A 22,230-nucleotide genomic window follows, 5' to 3' on the forward strand; every position below is an offset into this window, starting at 1 on the left:
AGGTACATAAAGTTGTTACTTCAGTAGGCCAACTTCTTTGTAGTATTTTACAGCACCTGGATGAAGAGGAATTGACAGACCAGCTTTAACCATCTCCTCTTTTTTTAGGTTTGCAAAAGCGGGATGTAAACGCTTGAACGTATCAAAGTTTTCAAACACTGATTTTGCAACATTATATGCAACATCATCAGATACGTCTGAAGTGGTCACCATAGTTGCTGCAACGCCAAAGCTGTCTACATCTTGATCTGTTCCGCGATACATGCCAGCAGGTACTGAGCTAAAGGCATAATATGGATTATCAGTAACAATTTTGTCTATCTTAGAGCCTGTTACAGAAATAAGTTTTGCATCACAAGAAGTAGTAGCCTCTTTGATTGATCCATTTGGATGCCCGACAACGTAAACGAACGCATCAATTTTGTTGTCACACAGAGCTTGTGAACGTTCAGAGCCTTTCAATTCAGAAGCAAGCTTAAAGCTATCTTTGGTCCAACCCATTGCTTCCATCACTACGGCCATAGTAGCTCGGTCACCAGAACCAGGGTTGCCTATATTGACACGTTTGCCTTTTAAATCGGAGATATTTTCAATTTTAGAGTCTGAACGTGCGATGATGTTAAAAGGTTCAGTGTGTAAAGAGAACATTGCACGTAATTTCTTGTATGGACCTTGTTCAGAGAACTTGCTTGTTCCATTGTATCCGTGGTACTGCCAATCAGATTGAACAATACCAAAGTCAAGTTCACTTGCTCGGATTGTATTGACATTGTAAATTGAGCCGCCAGTAGATTCTACAGAACAGCGGATGTTGTGCTCTTTACGACCTTTGTTAACTAGCTTACAAATGGCACCACCTGTTGGATAATAAACCCCTGTTACAGAACCAGTACCAATAGTAATAAACTCTTGCGCGTTAACTGCGCCAGCACCTATTACTGTCGCTGCAATTGCACCAACTTTAACTAATGTGTTAAATGCCATGAATTTCCCTTCTTTTATACATTATTTGTCCTACGGTAGAATTAATTTACCGTAGAAGTTTCCGAGTCACGAAAACGGCATCTTTTTCAATCCGTATGTTGAAAAAGTGGCTGAATAATACCAAAAAACTTGTATACATTTATACAATTGTTAAAAATTATGATGTATTTACATTTTTGTCACTCAATGAATTCGGTTTTTATTTTTATTTTTTATCTATTTAAATCAGTAATTTAAACGATTTCATGGATTGAAAACTGAATCTTTAAAGATGTGATAGGAGTCACGTCAGTGATATGCCGTTGCGACTCATAGGTATATGTTATAACTACTTTTAGCCTGAGTATTCGAATAATTCGCAAACAGATCTAAATAGTTGCTCGGTAGTGATGTTTAGTGTGGGGGTGATAAAGATAGTATCGTCGCCAGCGACGACGCCAAGAATTCCTTCAGATTTACCTAGTGAATCGAGAAGGCGAGCAATAAGTTGAGCAGCACCTGGTCCAGTGTGAATGACGACCAGTGCTATATTATGGTCAATATCCAGAACAAGCTCACGTAGCGAGCTAGATACTGTAGGTACGCCTAACTCTGCAGGCAAACAATAAACCATTTCCATTTTCGCATTGCGTGTACGAACTGCCCCAAACTTGGTGAGCATTCGGGAAACTTTGGATTGGTTTATATTTTCAAAGCCTTCGTTTTTAAGGGCTTCAACTATATCACCTTGTGAACCAAAACGTTCTTCTTTGAGAAGCGCTTTAAAAGCTCGGACGAGATTATCTTGTTTTTCTGAATGGCGCATGATTTTTCCAGCCGTCGTTATTATTATCATTAATTGCATATTCTCGCATAGATATTCACAAGACACCAATATTACACCTGAAATCTGTCTTACGTATCACTGTAAACTTGAGAGTTATTCTGTATTTCTATCCGAGTTAAACCTTGTTAATTTGGGTTTATATATCAGCCATAAATGCTTGTACCAGGCAGGTTATAACTGAGTTGCGCAAGGTCGCAAAGCTGAGGTTAATTGATTGTAATCAGTATTTGGTTGCTATAGTTTTGGACAGCATTTATTTCAAAGCATCTCAATACTTATAAAGAGATCCCATCCCAAGGAGAACTACGATGAAAGTAGCCGTTATTGGTGCCGCTGGTGGCATCGGTCAAGCCTTAGCCCTTTTACTGAAAAACAATCTTCCAGCAGGCTCAGATCTTGCCCTGTATGATATCGCTCCGGTAACGCCTGGTGTTGCAGCTGATCTAAGTCATATCCCTACTCCGGTCTCAATCAAGGGATATGCAGGTGAAGATCCAACTCCAGCACTTGAGGGTGCTGATGTTGTTCTTATCTCTGCCGGTGTTGCCCGTAAACCAGGTATGGATCGTGCTGACTTGTTTAACGTAAATGCAGGTATTGTTAAAGCGCTTGCTGAGAAAATTGCTAAAGTATGTCCTAAAGCTTTGGTTGGTATTATCACTAACCCAGTTAACACTACTGTACCAATTGCTGCGGAAGTGCTGAAGAAAGCAGGTGTTTATGATAAGCGCCGCTTGTTCGGTGTAACAACATTAGACGTCATTCGTTCAGAAACATTTGTTGCTGAGTTGAAAGGCAAGTCGCCAAGTGAAGTTAGTGTCCCCGTCATCGGTGGTCACTCTGGTGTGACCATTTTGCCTCTTCTTTCTCAGATTAAAGGTATTGAGTTTACATCTGAAGAAGTTAAAGCATTAACAAAACGTATTCAGAATGCTGGCACAGAGGTCGTTGAAGCCAAAGCTGGTGGTGGCTCCGCAACGCTTTCCATGGGTCAAGCTGCTTGTCGATTTGGTCTGTCACTCGTTAAAGCTATTCAGGGTGAAGAAGTTATTGATTATGCTTATGTTGAGGGCGATGGTGAGCACGCGCCATTCTTTGCTCAGCCAGTTAAATTAGGCAAAAATGGGGTGGAAGAAATACTTAGTTATGGTGAGCTGAGTACGTTTGAAAAAGATGCACTTGATGGAATGCTTGATACGCTTAATGGTGATATTAAAATTGGTGTTGATTTTGCACAATAACTAAGAGTAACTTTAACTGTAAAGGCCGACAAATCGTCGGCTTTTTTGTATCTTTAGGTTATTTACGAATTGCAATTGCTTCAATCTCAATGCCTACGTCTTTTGGTAGGCGAGCGACTTCAACGCATGATCGCGCTGGATAGTTAGCGACATCATGGTCATCGAAGAATTTACCGTATACTTCATTCACCACGCCGAAATCATTAAGATCTTTAACGAATACAGTCATCTTAACTATGTCAGAGACTGATAAACCTGAAGCTTGTACAACCGCTTTAACGTTATTTAATGATTGGAGAGCTTGCTCGGCAATATTTGCAGAAACGTCACCATTTGCAGGGTTTACTGGGATCTGTCCAGAAGTTAGCACCATATTACCTAAATCTACACCTTGGACATATGGGCCAATAGCAGCTGGAGCAGAATCTGTATGAAGTACTTTAGTCATTATTATATTCCATCTGTGGAGGAGTGAATCTATTAAAAACTTAGTTTGCCGTGAAAGCATCGCGGCGTAAAGAAAAATCCCTGCCAGAAAAAACAGGGATGTACAGTTATTACTATGGTAAATAGGTTAACGTTCAGTAACGATCTCTCGAGAAAATACTTTCTCGCAATACTTACATTTAAGGCGGATAGTATCTTTCTTTTCAAATACCTTAAAACTGCTTTCTACAGGTTCATCATGAGTAATACAGTTACTGTTAGGGCATTCAAATACGTTATTGATTTGCTCGGGTAAATCGAGTGCTAATTTCTTAACCACCTCATAGTTTTCAATTTGGTTAACAGTGGCGTGAGGAGCGTAAAGGGCTAATTTGTTGGCCTGCTCTTCACTGATAAACACATTTTCGATCTTAAGCAAGTCTTTGTGGCCAAGTGCTGATGAAGGTAAGTTTAATCCTATAGTGACGCGCTGCTCTGACTTATGCATTGAGAAAAGTTTGAGGACCTTAATGCCGATCTGAGCGGGTATGTGGTCAATCACCGTGCCATTTTTAATTGCTTCAACCTGCAATTGAGTTTCTTTAGCCATGATAATTCTCCCGATTACAGTTGTTGGTTAAGGACCAGTGCAAGTAAAGCTTCCCGAGCATAAACCCCGTTTTCTGCTTGCTCAAAATAGTAGGCATGAGGTGTTTTATCAACATCCACTGTGATCTCATCAACGCGCGGTAGAGGGTGGAGGACTTTAAGATTGCTGCGTGCCCCTTCCAGTAAATCAGCGGTAAGAATATAAGCTGATTTAATATGCGCATATTCTGATTCATCAAAGCGCTCTTTTTGCACTCGCGTCATATATAAAATATCTAGCTCAGGAATGACGCTTTCCATATCTGTATGCATGCTATATTGAATACCAGCTTCATCCAGCTCATCGCAGATATAATCTGGCATTGCTAAAGCTTCAGGCGCAATAAAGTAGAATCGAACATGGTCGAATTTCGCTAAAGCTTGAGTAAGAGAATGAACGGTACGGCCGTATTTAAGATCGCCGACAAAAGCAACATTGAGATTATCTAGCCGGCCTTGAGTTTCGGCAATCGAAAACAAATCAAGCAGGGTTTGAGTTGGATGCTGGTTTGCGCCATCACCTGCATTGATTACGGGCACACCATTTGAAAACTCAGAGGCTAAGCGGGCAGCTCCTTCTTGGGGGTGTCGCATTACAAAAGCATCTACATAAGAAGAAATTATTTGCACAGAATCTGAAAGGGTTTCGCCTTTTTTAGCTAGCGATGTGTTACCTCCATTATCGAAACCAATAACACTGCCCCCTATGCGCTGAATAGCACTCTCAAACGAAAGACGAGTTCGGGTCGATGGCTCAAAGAAGCAGCTTGCGACAACTTTATTTTTAATAAGTGTTGGGTTTGACTCTGTTTTGAGTTGACCTGCGGTTTTGACAATCAGTTCCAGCTCTTCACGAGAAAGTTCAGGAATTGAGATAATGTGCTTGTTGTAAAGCGTGTTGGCCATAATCATCGTCCCATCTACATGTTAGGTAATAAAAAAGCCTCCCATAGGGAGGCTTTAAAAATCGGCAGAAATAGCGAAAAAACCAGACCAGTAAGCATTTTGGCTTACCCTAAGTAAATGGTTTTGTTGAGCAGCTTTACGCGGCATTTGGTCACTACCTCCAGTCAAATTGCAGAACATTATACGCTGAAGGTAGGCTAACGCAAGCGTTTACGTCTAAGCCTAAATAAGCAAATATTGTTGATACTAATCTCCAAGTGTGGCGACCATTACAGCTTTAATAGTGTGCATGCGGTTTTCAGCTTCATCAAAGACGATCGAATGTCGAGACTCGAACACGTCTTCAGTAACCTCGAGTCCACTCATACCATATTTGTCTGCCACCTCTTTACCTATCTTGGTTTCTTCGTTGTGAAAAGCTGGTAAGCAATGCATAAATTTCACATCGTGGTTACCCGTTTTCTTTATTGTTTCCATGTTGACTTGATAAGGTTTCATTTGTGCTAAACGAGTATCCCATGCGTCAGGGGCTTCACCCATAGACACCCAAACATCGGTATAGAGAAAATCACAGTCTTTGACGCCCTCATCAACACTTTCTGTTAGCGTGATAGTTGCGCCCGTTTGCTTAGTGATAGACTGACAGGTTTCCACCAGTTCTTTTTCTGGCCAATAAGCTTTAGGCGCAACAAGTCTAATATTCATGCCCATTTTTGCCGCACCGACGAGTAAAGAGTTGCCCATGTTATTACGTGCATCTCCCAAGTAAGCGAATGTGATGTCATGCAATTTCTTACCAGGGCTATGTTCTAACATTGTCAGTAAATCAGCCAGTATTTGAGTTGGATGAAATTCATTTGTTAGGCCATTCCAAACAGGTACGCCTGCATATTGCCCTAATTCTTCAACAATTGTTTGTTCGAATCCTCTATATTCAATGCCATCATACATTCTGCCCAACACTCGAGCAGAGTCTTTCATCGATTCTTTATGACCAATTTGAGATCCTGAAGGCCCTATATAAGAGATCTGGGCACCTTGATCAAAGGCTGCGACTTCAAAAGCACAGCGAGTGCGAGTGGATGCTTTTTCAAAGATCAAGGCGATATTTTTTCCGGTCAGTTTTTTTTGCTCGGTGCCCGCATACTTAGCCTTTTTGAGATCAGAGGCTAAATCGATTAAGAATTGGATTTCTTCAGAAGAGTAATCGAGGAGTTTGAGAAAATTCCTGTTGCGTAAATTAAAATCCATAGTGACCCCATAGTTAAAATTTCTATCAGGGCTCTTTATAACTAAAAATGTAATTATTGTGAATATTTATTTGCGGGATACATGAAATATCCCGCTATAAAGGGTTATAAATTTTCTTCAGCAAACTCAGCTAAGCGACTTCGTACCACACCATTGAGGTGAACATTGGCACTTCCTTCAAAGTTTTTGAAGCGTTCGACCATATAGGTTAGTCCTGATGTAACAGGAGTTAGGTAATGAGAATCAATTTGCGCTAAGTTACCAGAGCAGACAATTTTGGTACCTTCACCACAACGGGTAATAATGGTTTTAATTTGGGAAGCGGTTAAATTTTGACATTCATCAAGCAATACAAAAGCGTTTTGAATCGATCGGCCACGCATAAAGTTAATTGATTTAAATTGAATGTTGGCTTTATCACAGATGTACTTCATTGAGCCCTCTGTGCAATGATCATGCTTGTGTAGCGCTTCGAGAGTATCAGTCACAGCGGCGAGCCAAGGGAGCATTTTTTCTTCTTCTGAACCAGGTAAAAACCCAATAGACTCACCAATATCTGGTGTATTTCGAGTCACGATGATCTTATCGAACATACCTTGTTCTATGGTTTGCTCCAGTGCTGACGCAAGAGCAAGAAGTGTTTTACCGCTGCCTGCGGCACCGGTCATAATAACTAAATCAATCTCAGGATCGAGTAGGGCATCAAGTGCCATTCCTTGATAAATATTTTTCGGGGTAATATCCCAAGCGCGTCGATTCATCATTCGCTCTCGGCTTAAATCTTTAAGAGTGATCTTATCGGGTTTGATGTCTTCAACTCGCCCTGCAAAATCACTACCTTCATCGATAACGTATTGATTAATGTATGTAGGTTCGAAAGGTTCACGGTCAAGTATATGATAAGTATGACCGGCGTAATTTTTGCTTTCAACTTGGTCAACGTTGCCCCAAAACTCTCCTTCTATCTGCTGGAAACCTTTAGTTAGGTATTGGACGTCGTCAATCAATTGGTCAGTGCGATAATCTTCCACAAAACGGACGCCAGCACCTTTGGCGCGCAAGCGCATATTAATATCTTTAGTGAGCAAGATTACTTCACGGGGTGCTCGTTTATTTTGTAGATACAACACACCATTGAGTATACGATTATCACCCGCTTTATCAGCAAAGGCTTTAACCGTTTCTTGAAGTTCAAAATCTGCAAGAATTGAGATGTGTCCTGTATATTCTTTATCGCGGTTGATAGGAATCCCTTCGGAAATTTCGTCGGGTGTGGCATCTTTAAACATGGCTTCCATTGCTCTGATAGCTACTCTTGCATCGCGAGCAACATCGCGTTTGCTGTCTTTTATTCGGTCAAGCTCTTCGAGGACAGTCATAGGTATGACGACATCGTGCTCTTGAAATGAATATATAGCTAAAGGTTCGTGAAGAAGGATGTTGGTGTCTAGGACAAAAAGTTTCCGATCCGTGTCACCCATAAGCGCTCCTTGCCGAGATACGGCTAAATTTGCCAATTACAATTACTTGTTTCTTGGCTTACTTGCGTTGGCTTGTAGCATGACGCAGGTCGCTTGGAGATCGCTGTCGGATAGCGGTTATGCTACAAACCCGTGTTGATCGTCATATGAAATAATGCATCTCTTGTGCCAGTCGAAAAATTGACGCCAAAACTTGCACTTTCACTTTTGAGTATAAGTCAGATATCTGACTCCCCCTTTTAGAACTGCCATTCTTTTCTTACAGTTTGATGTCATGCAAAATATGGAGAAAAAATTGTTGTTTTTTGAGGTGTTTGTGCGTGACCAATATCACAGCTTCGAGTAATATTAGCGGCCTTTTTTGTGTGATAGTTGGCGATAAATTCTCCTGCCATCAAACTGTCACCTTGTGCAAGAATAACTAATATATTTTGACCCGTTTTTTGAATTCAACAGGTGAGGTAGTCAATTCATGACATTTGCTTTGGGCCAGCGCTGGATCAGCGATACGGAAAGCGATTTAGGTTTAGGAACTGTGGTTGCGTTGGATAATCGTACAGTAACACTTATGTTTGCAGCTTCTGAAGAAAACCGAGTTTACGCTCGTAGTGATGCGCCTGTTACCCGTGTAACATTCAACACTGGTGATCATGTAGATAGTCAAGAAGGATGGTCACTTAAGGTTGAACAGGTTATTGAAGAAAAAGGCTTATATGCCTATCTAGGGACTCGTGAAGACACAGGTGAGCAAGACGTGACTTTGCGTGAGATTATGCTTAGCAACCAAATTCGTTTTAATAAACCACAAGATAAATTATTCGCTGGCCAAATTGATCGCATGGATAACTTTGTACTGCGATATAGAGCTCTTGTGAACCAATTTGAGCAGCATAAAAGTCCAATGCGTGGTTTATGTGGTATGCGTGCTGGTTTGATTCCACATCAATTATATATTGCCCATGAAGTTGGTCGTCGACATGCACCGCGCGTTCTCCTCGCTGATGAGGTCGGCTTGGGTAAAACGATTGAAGCGGGAATGATTATCCACCAACAGGTGCTAGCTGGTCGTGCTGAACGTATTTTGATTGTTGTACCAGAGACATTACAGCATCAGTGGTTGGTTGAGATGATGCGTCGCTTCAATTTGCACTTCTCTATTTTTGATGAAGAACGTTGCATTGAAGCACTTACGGACGCCGACAACCCGTTCGAAACGCAGCAATATGTACTGTGTTCTTTGGACTTTTTACGCAAAAGTCGTAAACGTTTTGAACAGGCTTTAGAAGGGGAGTGGGATTTATTGGTTGTAGATGAAGCTCATCACCTCGAATGGAGCTCTGAAAAGCCTAGCCGCGAATATCAAATTGTAGAGGGTTTGGCTGAAAATACACCTGGGGTATTACTTCTGACGGCCACACCAGAGCAACTTGGCCGAGAAAGCCATTTTGCCCGTCTACGTTTGCTCGATTCTGATCGCTTTTATGACTACCAAGCCTTTGTTGAAGAAGAAGAGCAATATGCGCCGGTTGCAGATTCAGTCAGCGCCTTGTTTTCTGGTGAATCTTTATCTAACGATGCCAAAAACCAAATCACTGAGCTGCTGACAGAACAAGATGTTGAACCCTTATTTCGCATTATAGAAAATGACTCGCAGGAAGCGGAAAAAGCCAAAGCTCGTCAGGAATTGATTGATAATCTGATGGACCGTCACGGAACGGGGCGTGTTTTATTTCGTAATACTCGCGCGGCGATTAAAGGCTTTCCAGTTCGTAATCTTCATATGCTACCTATGCCTATCCCTTCTCAGTACGCAACGTCGATGCGTGTTTCTGGTTTAATCGGTGGCAAGATTAGTCAAGAAGCTCGAGCTTTAAAGAATCTTTATCCTGAAGAAATCTTTCAAGAATTTGAGGGTGATGAAGCCAGTTGGTGGCAGTTTGACTCACGAGTGAATTGGCTGATTGATAAAATTAAGCAAAAGCGCAGTGAAAAAATCTTGGTCATCGCGTCGCGCTCTACAACCGCATTGCAACTAGAGCAAGCTCTGCGCGAGCGTGAAGGTATTCGGGCTACGGTGTTTCATGAGGGTATGTCTATTCTAGAGCGAGATAAAGCGGCGGCTTATTTTGCTCAGGAAGAAGGTGGCGCTCAGGTGCTGATTTGTAGTGAAATTGGCTCTGAAGGGCGTAACTTCCAGTTTGCAAATCAACTGGTAATGTTTGATTTGCCATTCAACCCCGATCTTTTAGAGCAGCGTATCGGTCGTCTTGACCGTATTGGTCAAAATCGAGACATTGATATCCATGTTCCTTATTTAGAGCAAACATCCCAGGCTATTTTGGCTCGTTGGTTTGATGAAGGTTTGAATGCATTTGCTGATACCTGCCCAACCGGTCGAGCGGTATATGATGAGTTCTCTGGCCGTTTAATTGAAATGTTGGCCACAGGCGATACGACAGAGCTCGATGACGTGATTGCCCAATCGGCAGCTATGAATCAAAGATTGACGGCGCAGCTTGAACAAGGCCGAGATCGCTTGCTTGAAATGCACTCAAATGGCGGTGAGAAGGCGCAGGAAATTGTTGAAAGTATTGCGGCCACAGATGGCGATACCAATCTGGTCACCTTTGCTTTAAGCCTGTTTGATACCATAGGCCTTAATCAGGATGATAAAGGCGAAAACGCCATAGTTGTCACGCCATCTGAGCATATGATGGTGCCAAGTTATCCCGGGCTGCCTTATGAAGGCGCGACCATCACTTTTGATCGTAATACGGCTTTATCTCGTGAAGATATGAACTTTATCAGTTGGGAACACCCAATGATCCAAGGGGGCATCGATCTTCTCATGAGCGAAGGAGTGGGGGCGGCGGCTGTTTCTTTATTGAAAAATAAGGCATTGCCGGTTGGTACTATGTTACTTGAGCTGGTTTACAAAGTGGATGCACAAGCGCCCAAGCGCAGCGGTATTAGCCGATTTTTGCCTGCCACCCCAATTCGCCTTATGTTAGACGGTAAAGGCAGCGATTTGTCTGAGCAGGTTGAGTTTGAAAGCTTTAACCGCCAGCTTAGCCCTGTGGGGCGCCACATGGCGACTAAATTGGTTTCATCGGTTCAGCCACAAGTGCATCAAATGATCACTGCGGGCGAAGATCTGATCATGGATAAAGTTGCTGCTGTGCGCGAGCAGGCGCAGCTTGATATGAAAGCCAGTCTAAATACAGAGCTGGAGCGCTTACAAGTACTCAAAGCGGTCAACCCAAATATCCGTGATGAGGAATTAAGTGCGATTGAGCAGCAGATAAGTCAATTAGATAGCTACATTGCTAAAGCTCAATATCAGCTGGACTCATTGCGCTTAATTGTCGTTTCTCATAACTAAGTGTTCTTTCTGTAATAGCGTTCTTTCTGTAATAAAGACAAGTAGAAAAAGAAAAGGCCTGATGTCGATACTTAATCGTAGTCAGGCCTTTTTTATTTGATCCGCTTATACCAACCAGTTCCACCAGAAGAAGACCGCCAAAAAGCCAAACAAATAGATAAGCCCCAAAATTGAAAGCCATTTCATTGGTTTAGTGAGCGCAAGTGGTTTGGGCAATTTGGTGTGGGAGACAAGAATAAAGTTCAGTAGGGCAAAGAAGGGGGTGGTAATAAAGGCTAAGGTTAAGCTGACATAAAGAGCGGACAAAACCGAAGAAAGCCAGAACAAAATTAGAGCCAGCGCCGCAAATGCAATCAACACCATCCATATCACTGATGCCTTATGGCTGATTTCTTCGCGCTCTTGTAATAAACGCTGAGCTTCAGCAATCGCGCGTGAATAACCATCTATTACAGTAATTGTACTACCAAAGATGCAACAAAAGGCCACCGCTGCGATAAGATAGTAGGCCCACTCCCACTGCCCAATTTTAGATGTATAACCTTCAATCAATTGATTAGAAAACTCAATGCCGGATTGAGAAAATTCCAGTCCGCTGCCATAAAACACCAAAACGCCAAGCGCTAGAAAGGCCAGCGCTAACAGCACAGTAGCTACATAGTGAACATTAAAATCAAACAATACTGACTTAGCACTAACCTTATATTTAGATTGTTGTTCTTTTAGCCATACTGAAGTTACGCTGGATATTTCTATTGGGGCTGGCATCCATACCATGGCAGCGATAATAAAACCTACCGCGGCAGTAGACCAGGGTGTTTTTTCTTGTATAGGAATAGGGTTATCTAGAGTTTGAGATGCCGCTAACGCTAGCGCGGCGATTAGCGTCATGACCAGAATCAGCATAATGGCTTTTGAAATACTATTAAGCACATGATAGCGCCGAGAAAACAGCGCAAGTAAGCACACGACTACAATGACCATAGATAAGCTTTTTAATGATAATGCAAAAGGTAAAAAGTGACCGAGTAGATTGGCACTAAATAACAGTAAAGCAGAGGCAGTCACTATGCCAGAGATAGTGCATACGCTTAAAAATAACCAAAGAAATGCTTGTCCAAGTTTGGCGTAGCCTTCGACTAAGCTTTCGCCTGTCCCGGCGGTGTATTGGATACTGGCACGAAAAAAGGGGTATTTTAGAATATTCACCAGCAAGATAACTATCGCTATTTGCCAGCCATAGGTGGCGCCAGCTTGGGTAGACGCGACCAGGTGCGACCCGCCAACAGCAGCGGTTGCCATCATAATGCCTGGACCTGTTGAGCGCGCCAGTTGCAGCAAAGATAATTTGCGGCAACTGTCTGATGTGGAGATAGTATCCATATAAAACCTAGGGTAAACCTTGTGTTACTTCAATAAATTGCCGTACGAATATCATATTCCACTGGTGTGTTAAAACTCATTTACATGGAAAAAACCAAATAAGATTTTAATATGTAAGTTTCATCACACATGCAGCTGAAATATGCTGTTGTTATTGTTACTAATATGACGTTTTTTTGAGTACGTATAATAGGTGTTTCAAACAAAAAACCATCTTAAACTGGGTTTAAGATGGTTAAGTGCGGCATGATTGTATTTAGATGCTGCGCAGTAGTAGCGCGTACTCATTACTTGCTTTTTTTTACTAATCTACAGCAACCACTTCCACCAGAAGAAGACAGCTAAAAAGCTAAATAAATAAACAAGCCCTAGTATCGATAGCCATTTCATCGGCTTGCTTAAAGCCAAAGGCTTGGGTAGGTCTGTTTTCGACACAAGAATGTAATTTAGTAAGGCAAAAAATGGTGTGGTAATAAATGCCAGAGTCATGGCGAAGTCAAGCATGGATAGCAATGTCGAGGCCCAAAAGAAGATAATAGCAAGCGCTGCCAGTGAAATGGCTATCGTCCATATGATGGTTACTTTAGGGTTGATTTCTGTTTTGTCTTGCAATAGTCGCTGCGACTCAGAAATAGTACGTGCATAGCCGTCAATTGCTGTGATTGTGCTGCCAAAGATACAAAGAAAAGCAATGGTTGCGATAAGATAGCGTGCCCACTCACCAATAGTTGAGGTATATAAATTGACTAATTGATGGGTAAAGCCAAGGCCTGATTGTGAAAACTCAGTGTTGGTGCCATGGAGAACTAGAGCCCCAAGGGCGAGAAAGACAATTGCCAATAGCGCGGTACCTATATAGCCGACATTAAAATCAAATAGAGCCGATTGAGCGGTAACTTTGCTCTGGCGCTGCTGACTCTTTAACCATATTGATGTCATGCTTGAGATTTCAATAGCCGTGGGCATCCAGCCCATAGTGATTACCAAAAAACCAATTGCGGCAATTGACCAAGGCGAAGGTTCTACGAAGGTGGGGGAAACTTCGACGGGGTTATTTGCTGCAACGAATACCGCTGCAATCGTCGTCACCGACAGCAGAAGCATAATTGCTTTGGAAACAGTGTTGAGCGCTCTGTAATGACCCAAAAGCAAAATTAAAATACATGCGGCCAAAACTGCAACACACAATACAGTTATTGGTAGCTCAAGAGGAATAAAATAAGCTAATAAGCTGGCACTAAAGAGAAGTAATGCAGCAGTATTAATAATACCAGCGATCACACACAAGCCACTAAAGAGCCAGACATAGGCATGACCAAGTTTGGCGTAGCCTTCTACAATACTTTCACCTGTACCGACCGTATACTGAACGCTGGCACGAAAAAAAGGGTATTTTAGCAGGTTTACCAGTAGAATTAATGCAACAAGTTGCCAGCCATAGATGGCGCCAGCTTTCGTTGAGGCCACTAAATGAGAACCTCCGATGGCAATCGTTGCCATCATAATGCCTGGGCCGAGTGAACGGGTGAGTTGCGACAAAGAAAACTTGCTGCGACTCTCTGATGTGGAGATAGTATCCATAAAATTCCTAGGGTGAAAACCTTGTGTTGCCTATATATTGGGGCGTACGAATATCACATCTTGTAGGTGGGTTAAAACTTGTTTACATTGAAAAAATAAAATAACACTTTAATATGTTCAATTCATCACATAGATGCTTTGTTATGGTGTTTTATTTGTTATTTAAATGAGGGTATTTATGGCGATGCAGCACTATTGTCCGCCGACAAAGCCTTGGATAGATTGTGTATTTGAAGACCAAGATATCATCATAGTGCATAAGCCTTCTGGTTTGTTGTCTGTGCCTGGGCGTGACAAAGCGCATTACGATAGTATGTGGAGCCGCTTAATAGACAGCCATCCCGATTGTCAGCCAGTTCATCGGTTGGATATGTGTACATCTGGTATTATGCTGTTTGCTAAGAATAAAGCAGCGGAATCGGCACTTAAAAAGCAATTCCAATTTCGCCTTACTCACAAGGTGTATTACGCACGAGTCTGGGGCGAGCTAGAGCAGCAACAAGGCTTGATAGACTTACCTCTTATCTGTGACTGGCCAAATAGACCAAGACAAAAAGTGTGTTTTGAGCAGGGTAAAGCCTCACAAACTGAGTTTGAAGTGGTTAAGCGTGAAAAAGGCACCACGATTGTGCGTTTGTTGCCCATTACTGGGCGCTCACATCAATTGCGTGTTCATATGCAAGCATTAGGCTATCCTATTGTCGGCGATGAATTTTACGCTCAAGGTGAGGCCTTTGAAAACTTTGAACGTTTGGGATTACATGCGGCAGAGTTAAGTTTTTATCATCCTAAGGATAATAAACTGCGCTGTATTTTTACCGCTTGTGATTTTTACCCGCAGGCTGCCCCTGTTATTCAAAGCATTTTTGAGCCTGCCGACACCTTGCCTGATTATAAAACTTTACCACGCCCTTAGCGTGTTTTGTGCCTGATAACTTTTGAAGAGGGATCTTATGATAGAGTCAGTTGGCCCTGCACCCAGGATTGTATTTTTGGACCGTGCGACACTCTCAACGAATATGACGTTTCCAGCACTTTCATTTAATCACCAGTGGATGGATTACCCAAAGACGACCAAAGACCAAGTGGTTGAGCGCCTTCAAGGCGCCACGATTGCGATCACCAATAAGGTTGAGCTTAATAGAGAGAGTTTAAGCCAACTGCCTGACTTAAAGTTGATTGTGGTCGCCGCCACTGGCTTTAATAATATTGATGTGAGCTTTTGTAAGGAGCGAGGCATAGCGGTAACTAATGTTCAAGGATATTCGACCCCTTCCGTACCAGAACATGTGATTGCCATGATGTTTGCACTAAAACGTAACCTAAAAGGTTACCATAATGATATTGCGGCCGGAGAGTGGCAGCGAACGGATAATTTTTGTTTTTTCACTCACCCAATTAGTGATGTTGTAGGCAGCACACTTGGGGTGATTGGCGCCGGAGAAATTGGCCAAGCAACCGCTAATATTGCTAAGGCGCTGGGCATGAATATTGTGTTTGCCGAGCGCAAAGGCCAAAAGGATTGTCGAGTTGGTTATTTGCCCTTTGAGCAGGTGATTGAAATATCCGATGTTTTGACTCTACATTGCCCGTTAAATGAGCAAACTCACAACATTATTGGCCGTGAAGAACTGATGGCAATGAAGCGCAGCGCCATATTGATCAATACTGGTAGGGGAGGCTTGGTTGATGAGTTTGCTTTAGTCGATGCGCTCAAGCAAGATGACATCGCTGGCGCTGGCGTGGATGTGTTTACCAAAGAGCCGCCTGATACTTCAAATCCTTTGATTGCTAATATGGATTTACCTAATTTGCTTCTCACGCCCCATGTGGCATGGGGCAGCGAATCTTCTTTCCCTAAAATTGCCAAGATATTGATTGGTAACATCACAGCTTTTGCAGAGGGCAGGCAGCAAAATCGAATCGTATAGTTTTTATTGTTGCTGACGTATTTTAATCAGGCCTTGATTAAATATCGTTAGCAACTCTCTGCTGGTGTTATTTTGTTTAGAAAACATGACATAACCAAAATTGCTCAAAAATGGGGTCGGGTGATAAGTGATTTGACTTTGTACATCCGGAGATTGTTGCTCAAGGTTGTACAAGCCTATATACCGTTCTTCAGGGTATAGGTCAATTCGTTTATGATAGAGGCGTAACAAATTTTGGCTTGGCGTTTTTACTCGATTAATACGCACAGCCTTAGACTCGATAAGGGCGTCGAGCTCAGAACCATAGCTGTATCCAAGCCCTCCGCCCAACTCAAAGTTTTGTATGTCGGTTAGCGTTAGCCAATCAAAATCTAACTCTTTATGATGAAAGAAGACAAATTCTTCTTGAGAAACGGGCTCGCTAAAATAAAAATGTTCGGTTCTTTGCTCGTCAAACATCCACACTGCGGTGGCGTGGTATTCTCCGTTCTTCGCTTTTTCATAAGCTCTTGCCCAAGGGTAAAAAGTGAATGTCACTTGGTATCCTTCGATGGCAAAAGCTTGTTTGATGGTTTGGGCGACGCTTCCATAACCTTCAATCTCTTTTCCGATAAATGGAGGCCAGTTACCGACCGCGATCTTAACCATTTTCTCGGCTGCGAAGGCAAAAGGTGAAAGTAGGGCCTGTACTAAGGCGATCGTGGCTATCGACTTGAACAATATATCTACCTCTTAACTTCTGTACCTAGCTTTAGTTTAGAGTATGAACAACAAGTTGACAGGCTTTGTGATTTAGTTGCAGCTCCTGAGAAATAGGGCGCTCGCGTGAATGGCGTATATCAAGAGTTACTTGTGATGTATATCAAATGCTAATGTATGTATTTAATTAATCATTAGACTCAATAAGGAAAATGTAAGAAATTGTGCGGCTAATCTTTTAGTCAACAATTTTGGGTACACAACAAATGGAAAAAAATATTACTAACCCTATCGAGTTTAAGGGTGAGGGTAGGGAGTTTTTTGGTATTTGGATTGTAAATATCTTGCTCTCAATCATTACATTGGGCGTTTATTCTGCTTGGGCTAAAGTGCGCACCAAACGTTATTTTTATGGTAACACTCATCTTGCTGGGGATAGTTTTGAATATCATGCTCAGCCAATGCAAATTTTAAAAGGCCGCCTTGTTGCCTTGGTGGCACTATTTGTCTGGGGTGTCGCCAACTCCTTTTCACCCAACGCGAGTATACTGATGTTTATATTATTTTATCTCGCCCTTCCGTGGTTGTTATGGAGTAACGCTCGTTTTGATGCCGCTATGACCAGCTATCGCAATGTTCACTTTTCTTTCAATTCGTCACTAGAAGATGCGTTTAAAGTAATTTTAGGCCGAGGTTTTGGTGCATTTGTGGCGAGTACCCTTTATTTCGCTGCTGTGATTTTTGTCGCCCAAGCTTCGGTCTTCTTTGCAGTGTTACTCGGTTTTGGTTCACTGATTATGCTTGCTATCATCTACGCTTGGGTTGTCTCTGGTTTACATAAGTATTTCTCAAATGGTTTCCAGTTTGGTGAATGGAAGTTTAGCGCCGAGATAGAAACCCGCTTTTTTATCAAAACCTATCTAAAAGCCTTGGTTTTTGCTATTGGTGTGAGCATAGTGTTGACGATTGGGGTGTTTTCAACCTTGTTGTCAGGTGCTGACTTTGAGGCGATTCAAGCGGGTGATTTTTCCTCTTTACTGGGGGATTCATCCTATGGCGTGTTTTTTATTAGCTACTTCGGGTTTATCGTCCTAACGATTGCCTTAACCGCTTATACAACCACACGGGTTCGTAATTATATTTTCTCCAAGCTAGTGGCTAAAGTGCAGCAAAACGACGTTGAACCTTATCGGTTCAATTCTAGTATGACTGCGCGAGGGTATACTTGGTTGGTTATTTCCAACTTCTTACTTCAGGTATTTACCCTGGGCATAGCAAGGCCATGGGTTATGGTAAGAACAACGCGCTATATCGCAGATAATACAGCAGTACTTGGCGATATGAGTTTGTTGAAGGCCAGCGATCAATCAGCCAATGTAAAATCGGCTATTTCTGATGAAATGGCTCAAGCATTTGATGTCGGGATGGGCATTGGCTAATGCTATTTGATGGGACGGCATTTGCGCCGCGCGGCTCACAGCGCTATATCGCTCAGCTCGATGTCTCTCAAGCAAACCAGTTAAATTTGCGAGTTGACGGAGATGTTATTAGCTGCGATCTACAATACGCAGATATTAGCGCGCCACTTGGTAAGCTTCCGGTAAAATTTACCTTTCCCAACGGTTGGGTGTTTGTGGTTGAGAGAACGGTGAGCGTTAACCAATGGTTAGCATCCAACAAACGCAGCAGTTTGGTCGATAAGATGGAAGCCAACTGGTTGGCTTGGTTGTTATCCGTTTTTGTTTGTGTTGGGGTTGTATTAAGCCTTTACTTCTATGTTTTGCCATGGACAAGCGATAAAGTTGCCAAGGCCGTCCCTTCGCATATTGCCGTGTTGCTGGGGGATAAAATTTTACAAAGCCTAGATAACAGTTGGCAAGAGAGCAAACTAAGCGCTGAGGAGCAACAACAGATTCAAAAGCGAGTCTCTCAGCATCTTACCCAGCTAGAACCGCTGCCTTATCCGATTAAATTGGAATTTCGAGCATCAGATATGGGTGCAAATGCGTTTGCTTTGCCTGGAGGGAAAGTAGTCTTACTCGATGAGATTGTGGCACTTGCCCAAAATAAGCAGCAACTCGATAGTATTATTTTGCATGAAATTGGTCATATTTATCATCGCCATATGCTAAAAAAACTCGTCCATTCAAGTCTTTTGTCTGTTGGCGTATCTTTGTTGACAGGGGAAAGTTCTGGAGTGGTTGATAACTTGGCAGGTTTGGGTGTGTTTTTCCTATCTAATGGTCATTATCGAGAAGCTGAACTAGAAGCGGATGTCTTCTCAAAACAAGCTATGCTGAGCTTGTACGGCACGAGCCAGCCTTTGGCTGAGATGTTTGAGTTACTTCATGAGCAAAATGGCCCGGATATACCTGAATGGATGAGTACTCATCCTGACTTTGAGCAGCGAATCCAAGCTGCACATGAACAATAAAAATAAAAAAGGCAGCGCACTTCACTCGCTGCCTTTTTTTAACCGCTATTTCTTTAACTGCTATTTGGTACTTAAAGTGCCGCGATAGTGGTTTTCTGCTCTTCTAGTTTTACTAGCATTTCTTTATAACCTGCTAGTTTTTCCCGTTCTTTGGCAACCACAGTTTCAGGCGCTTTAGCAACAAAGCCTTGGTTACCTAGCTTACCTTCAAGGCGCTTGATCTCACCAAGCGTTTTGTTAATTTCACCATCTAAACGAATGAGTTCGGCATCTTTATCGATAAGCCCTGCCATCGGGATCATTAACTCAGACTTAGCCACGAGAGCGCTCGCGCATGCTGGCGTTGTCTCATTAGACTCAAGCACGCGTACTGACTCAAGTTTAGCCAGAGAAACAAGCACTTGTTTGTTTGCTTCTAGGCGCGCTGCATCTTTGTCGCTGGCAGCTTTTAGCATCACCTCAAGAGGCTTTCCTGGATTAATATCGTACTCAGCTCGCAAGTTACGTATGCTGGTTATAAAGGATTTCACCCATTCGATATCATCAAGTGCTTCTTGGTTGAAGTTTGCTTCATCATATTGTGGAAGAGCTTGCAGCATTATTGTGTCACCCTCCACGCCTTCAACCAGTGGTTTTACGCTCTGCCAAATAGATTCTGTGATGTATGGAATTACCGGATGTGCTAGGCGAAGCGTCTTTTCTAACACTGTAATTAGCGTGCGACGTGTACCACGTTGCAAAGCTTGATTACCTTTCCAAAGTACAGGTTTTGTGAGTTCTAGATACCAGTCACAGAATTGATTCCAGATGAATTCATAAATTGTATTTGCCGCCATATCAAGGCGGAAGTTATCAAGGTGAGCATTAAAATCAGCTGCAGCTAGTTCAAATTGAGATTCGATCCATTTGTCTGCCAATGAGTATTCAATTTCCCCTGAACCGAAACCACAGTCTTGTTCTTCAGTATTCATCAGTACGTAACGACTTGCGTTCCATAGCTTATTACAGAAGTTTCGGTATCCCTCTAAACGCTTCATATCCCAGTTAATATCACGACCAGTAGAAGCCATAGCTGCTAAAGTGAAACGCAGCGCGTCAGTTCCATAAGGCTCTATGCCATTTTCAAAGGTTTTACGTGTGTTTTTCTCAATTTTCTCTGCAAGTTTCGGCTGCATCATATTACCAGTGCGTTTCTCAACGAGAGACTCTAGGTCGATACCGTCAATCATATCGATTGGATCAAGTACGTTCCCCTTTGACTTGGACATCTTGTCTCCGTTTTCATCACGGATAAGACCTGTCATGTAAACTGTCTTAAAGGGTACTTGCGGTTTGCCGTTGTCATCTTTAACGAAGTGTAGCGTCATCATGATCATGCGAGCTACCCAAAAGAAGATGATGTCAAAGCCAGAGACGAGGACATCTGAAGGATGGAACTGTTTTAGTGCATCGGTATTTTCTGGCCAACCTTGAGTACCAAATGTCCAAAGAGCGGACGAGAACCATGTATCTAATACGTCATCGTCTTGGCGTAAAACGATAACTGGTGCTAGGTTGTTTTGCTCACGCACTTCTTCTTCTGTACGACCTACATATACGTTACCGTCGTTGTCGTACCATGCAGGGATACGGTGTCCCCACCACAGCTGGCGTGAGATACACCAATCTTGAACATCACGCATCCAAGCGAAGTACATGTTTTCGTACTGCTTAGGAACGAATTGTATATCGCCATTTTCCACAGCTTCAACCGCAGGTTTAGCTAGAGGAGCAGTACGTACATACCATTGATCGGTCAGCATTGGTTCAATCACAACTCCGCCACGATCGCCGTATGGCACAGTAAGATCATGATCTTTAATTTCGTCTAAAAGACCAAGCTCTTCGAATTCTGCCACTATGGCTTTGCGTGCAGCGAAACGCTCCATACCCTGATATTTAGCCGGTAGTTCGCTTGAGTATTCATCGCTGGCTTCACCATTGGTGGTGAATACTTCAGCTGAGTCGCGAATATCGCCATTGAAGGTTAGGATGTTGATCATCGGAAGTTGATGACGCTTACCCACTTCATAGTCATTGAAATCGTGCGCTGGAGTGATTTTTACACAGCCAGTCCCTTTTTCCATGTCTGCGTGTTCGTCAGCCAAGATAGGGATGCGGCGATTGACAACAGGAAGAAGAATTTCTTTTCCTATCAGATCTTTATAGCGAGAATCTTCTGGGTTTACCGCAACACCAGTATCGCCAAGCATGGTCTCCGGACGAGTTGTTGCCACCACGATATAATCTTTACCTTGAGCTGTTTTAGCACCATCGGCAAGCGGATAACGGAAGTGCCACATGTGGCCTTTTTTATCTTTGTTCTCTACTTCAAGATCTGAAATGGCAGTATGCAACTTAGGATCCCAGTTAACTAAACGCTTGCCACGATAAATCAGATCTTCTTCATAAAGGCGAACGAACACCTCTTGAACGGCATGAGATAGTCCATCATCCATAGTGAAGCGCTCACGTTCCCAATCGACAGAAGCACCAAGACGACGAAGCTGTTTCGTAATGCTGCCACCAGACTCGTTTTTCCACTGCCAAATCTTATCGATGAAAGCATCACGACCGTAATCATGTTTGGTTTTGCCTTCTTCTACAGCAATTTTGCGCTCTACAACCATTTGTGTCGCAATACCAGCATGGTCAGTACCAACTTGCCAAAGGGTATTCTTACCCTTCATACGCTCAGCACGAATAAGAGTATCCATGATGGTGTCTTGGAATGCATGACCCATATGTAGGCTGCCAGTGACATTCGGTGGCGGGATCATTATGCTGTAGGAGTCTTTTTTTGTGTCACCGTGTGGCTTGAAGTAGCCTTGTTCTTCCCAGGCTTGATATAAAGCTTGTTCAATTGAAGTTGGGTTATATGTCTTTTCCATAGTGCTCATATTTCCTCGTCATCGATGGACTTGCTGGCGGTATTTACACCATCGGCAAAACCTAACCTAGATATTGATTGGGTTTTGGGTCAAGTGCCAATTTGCTTTGGGTCCAACCATTCGAAGA

General features: G+C 42.7%; 17 protein-coding genes. 6 read left to right on the plus strand and 11 right to left on the minus strand.

What is annotated here, in order from left to right:
* Positions 1–15 precede the first annotated feature (15 nt).
* Together KO511_RS10610 and argR are read right to left on the minus strand one after the other, a co-directional pair.
* Positions 16–984, minus strand: a complete 969-nt coding sequence (locus KO511_RS10610; protein ID WP_215987409.1) for a TAXI family TRAP transporter solute-binding subunit — start codon at positions 982–984, stop codon at positions 16–18.
* Positions 985–1,318: 334 nt separating this feature from the next.
* A complete protein-coding gene (argR, locus tag KO511_RS10615; RefSeq protein WP_215987410.1) occupies positions 1,319–1,789 on the minus strand; it encodes a transcriptional regulator ArgR in 471 nt (156 codons plus the stop codon).
* Positions 1,790–2,118: 329 nt separating this feature from the next.
* On the opposite strand from argR, the gene mdh reads away from it, so the two are divergent.
* Complete coding sequence (gene mdh / locus KO511_RS10620; RefSeq protein WP_215987411.1) at positions 2,119–3,051, plus strand: malate dehydrogenase; 933 nt, start codon at positions 2,119–2,121, stop codon at positions 3,049–3,051.
* Between the two features lie 58 nt (positions 3,052–3,109).
* Here the strand turns inward: mdh and KO511_RS10625 are convergent, their stop codons facing one another.
* The 5 genes from KO511_RS10625 to KO511_RS10645 all read right to left on the minus strand — a co-directional run bounded on the left by KO511_RS10625 (position 3,110) and on the right by KO511_RS10645 (position 7,763).
* Positions 3,110–3,499, minus strand: a complete 390-nt coding sequence (locus KO511_RS10625) for a RidA family protein (protein ID WP_215987412.1) — start codon at positions 3,497–3,499, stop codon at positions 3,110–3,112.
* Positions 3,500–3,625: 126 nt separating this feature from the next.
* Positions 3,626–4,087: an aspartate carbamoyltransferase regulatory subunit gene (pyrI, locus tag KO511_RS10630; protein ID WP_215987413.1), complete on the minus strand. Its 462-nt coding sequence runs from the start codon at positions 4,085–4,087 to the stop codon at positions 3,626–3,628.
* Positions 4,088–4,101: 14 nt separating this feature from the next.
* Positions 4,102–5,031 carry an aspartate carbamoyltransferase gene (gene pyrB / locus KO511_RS10635; RefSeq protein ID WP_215987414.1) on the minus strand — a complete coding sequence of 310 codons (930 nt, stop codon included), beginning with the start codon at positions 5,029–5,031 and terminating at the stop codon, positions 4,102–4,104.
* A 246-nt stretch (positions 5,032–5,277) separates the two neighbouring features.
* A complete protein-coding gene (argF, locus tag KO511_RS10640) occupies positions 5,278–6,282 on the minus strand; it encodes an ornithine carbamoyltransferase (RefSeq protein ID WP_215987415.1) in 1,005 nt (334 codons plus the stop codon).
* A gap of 104 nt (positions 6,283–6,386) precedes the next feature.
* Positions 6,387–7,763 (minus strand): PhoH family protein, encoded by a 1,377-nt coding sequence (locus KO511_RS10645; protein WP_215987416.1) that lies wholly within the window; start codon positions 7,761–7,763, stop codon positions 6,387–6,389.
* Positions 7,764–8,235: 472 nt separating this feature from the next.
* Here KO511_RS10645 and rapA point away from each other — a divergent pair, with 472 nt between their 5' ends.
* Positions 8,236–11,145: an RNA polymerase-associated protein RapA gene (gene rapA, locus KO511_RS10650; protein ID WP_215987417.1), complete on the plus strand. Its 2,910-nt coding sequence runs from the start codon at positions 8,236–8,238 to the stop codon at positions 11,143–11,145.
* A gap of 105 nt (positions 11,146–11,250) precedes the next feature.
* Here the strand turns inward: rapA and KO511_RS10655 are convergent, their stop codons facing one another.
* Together KO511_RS10655 and KO511_RS10660 are read right to left on the minus strand one after the other, a co-directional pair.
* Positions 11,251–12,528: an NRAMP family divalent metal transporter gene (locus tag KO511_RS10655; protein WP_215987418.1), complete on the minus strand. Its 1,278-nt coding sequence runs from the start codon at positions 12,526–12,528 to the stop codon at positions 11,251–11,253.
* Between the two features lie 309 nt (positions 12,529–12,837).
* Positions 12,838–14,109, minus strand: a complete 1,272-nt coding sequence (locus tag KO511_RS10660; RefSeq protein ID WP_215987419.1) for an NRAMP family divalent metal transporter — start codon at positions 14,107–14,109, stop codon at positions 12,838–12,840.
* Positions 14,110–14,287: 178 nt separating this feature from the next.
* Here KO511_RS10660 and KO511_RS10665 point away from each other — a divergent pair, with 178 nt between their 5' ends.
* Positions 14,288–15,025 (plus strand): pseudouridine synthase, encoded by a 738-nt coding sequence (locus tag KO511_RS10665; protein ID WP_215987420.1) that lies wholly within the window; start codon positions 14,288–14,290, stop codon positions 15,023–15,025.
* Between the two features lie 37 nt (positions 15,026–15,062).
* Positions 15,063–16,040 carry a D-2-hydroxyacid dehydrogenase gene (locus KO511_RS10670; protein WP_215987421.1) on the plus strand — a complete coding sequence of 326 codons (978 nt, stop codon included), beginning with the start codon at positions 15,063–15,065 and terminating at the stop codon, positions 16,038–16,040.
* Positions 16,041–16,043: 3 nt separating this feature from the next.
* Here the strand turns inward: KO511_RS10670 and KO511_RS10675 are convergent, their stop codons facing one another.
* Complete coding sequence (locus tag KO511_RS10675) at positions 16,044–16,763, minus strand: substrate-binding periplasmic protein (protein WP_354668158.1); 720 nt, start codon at positions 16,761–16,763, stop codon at positions 16,044–16,046.
* Positions 16,764–17,005: 242 nt separating this feature from the next.
* On the opposite strand from KO511_RS10675, the gene KO511_RS10680 reads away from it, so the two are divergent.
* Both KO511_RS10680 and KO511_RS10685 read left to right on the plus strand, forming a co-directional pair.
* Positions 17,006–18,178, plus strand: coding sequence for a YjgN family protein (locus KO511_RS10680; protein WP_215987422.1), 1,173 nt, complete (start codon positions 17,006–17,008; stop codon positions 18,176–18,178).
* Positions 18,178–19,173, plus strand: coding sequence for a M48 family metallopeptidase (locus tag KO511_RS10685; RefSeq protein ID WP_215987423.1), 996 nt, complete (start codon positions 18,178–18,180; stop codon positions 19,171–19,173). Before KO511_RS10680 ends, KO511_RS10685 begins: the two co-directional genes overlap by 1 nt.
* A gap of 71 nt (positions 19,174–19,244) precedes the next feature.
* Here KO511_RS10685 and KO511_RS10690 read toward each other — a convergent pair whose 3' ends face one another.
* Complete coding sequence (locus KO511_RS10690) at positions 19,245–22,103, minus strand: valine--tRNA ligase (RefSeq protein ID WP_215987424.1); 2,859 nt, start codon at positions 22,101–22,103, stop codon at positions 19,245–19,247.
* Positions 22,104–22,230 lie beyond the last annotated feature (127 nt).

The organism is Vibrio hepatarius (genome assembly GCF_018860525.1).
GTDB lineage: Bacteria > Pseudomonadota > Gammaproteobacteria > Enterobacterales > Vibrionaceae > Vibrio > Vibrio hepatarius_B.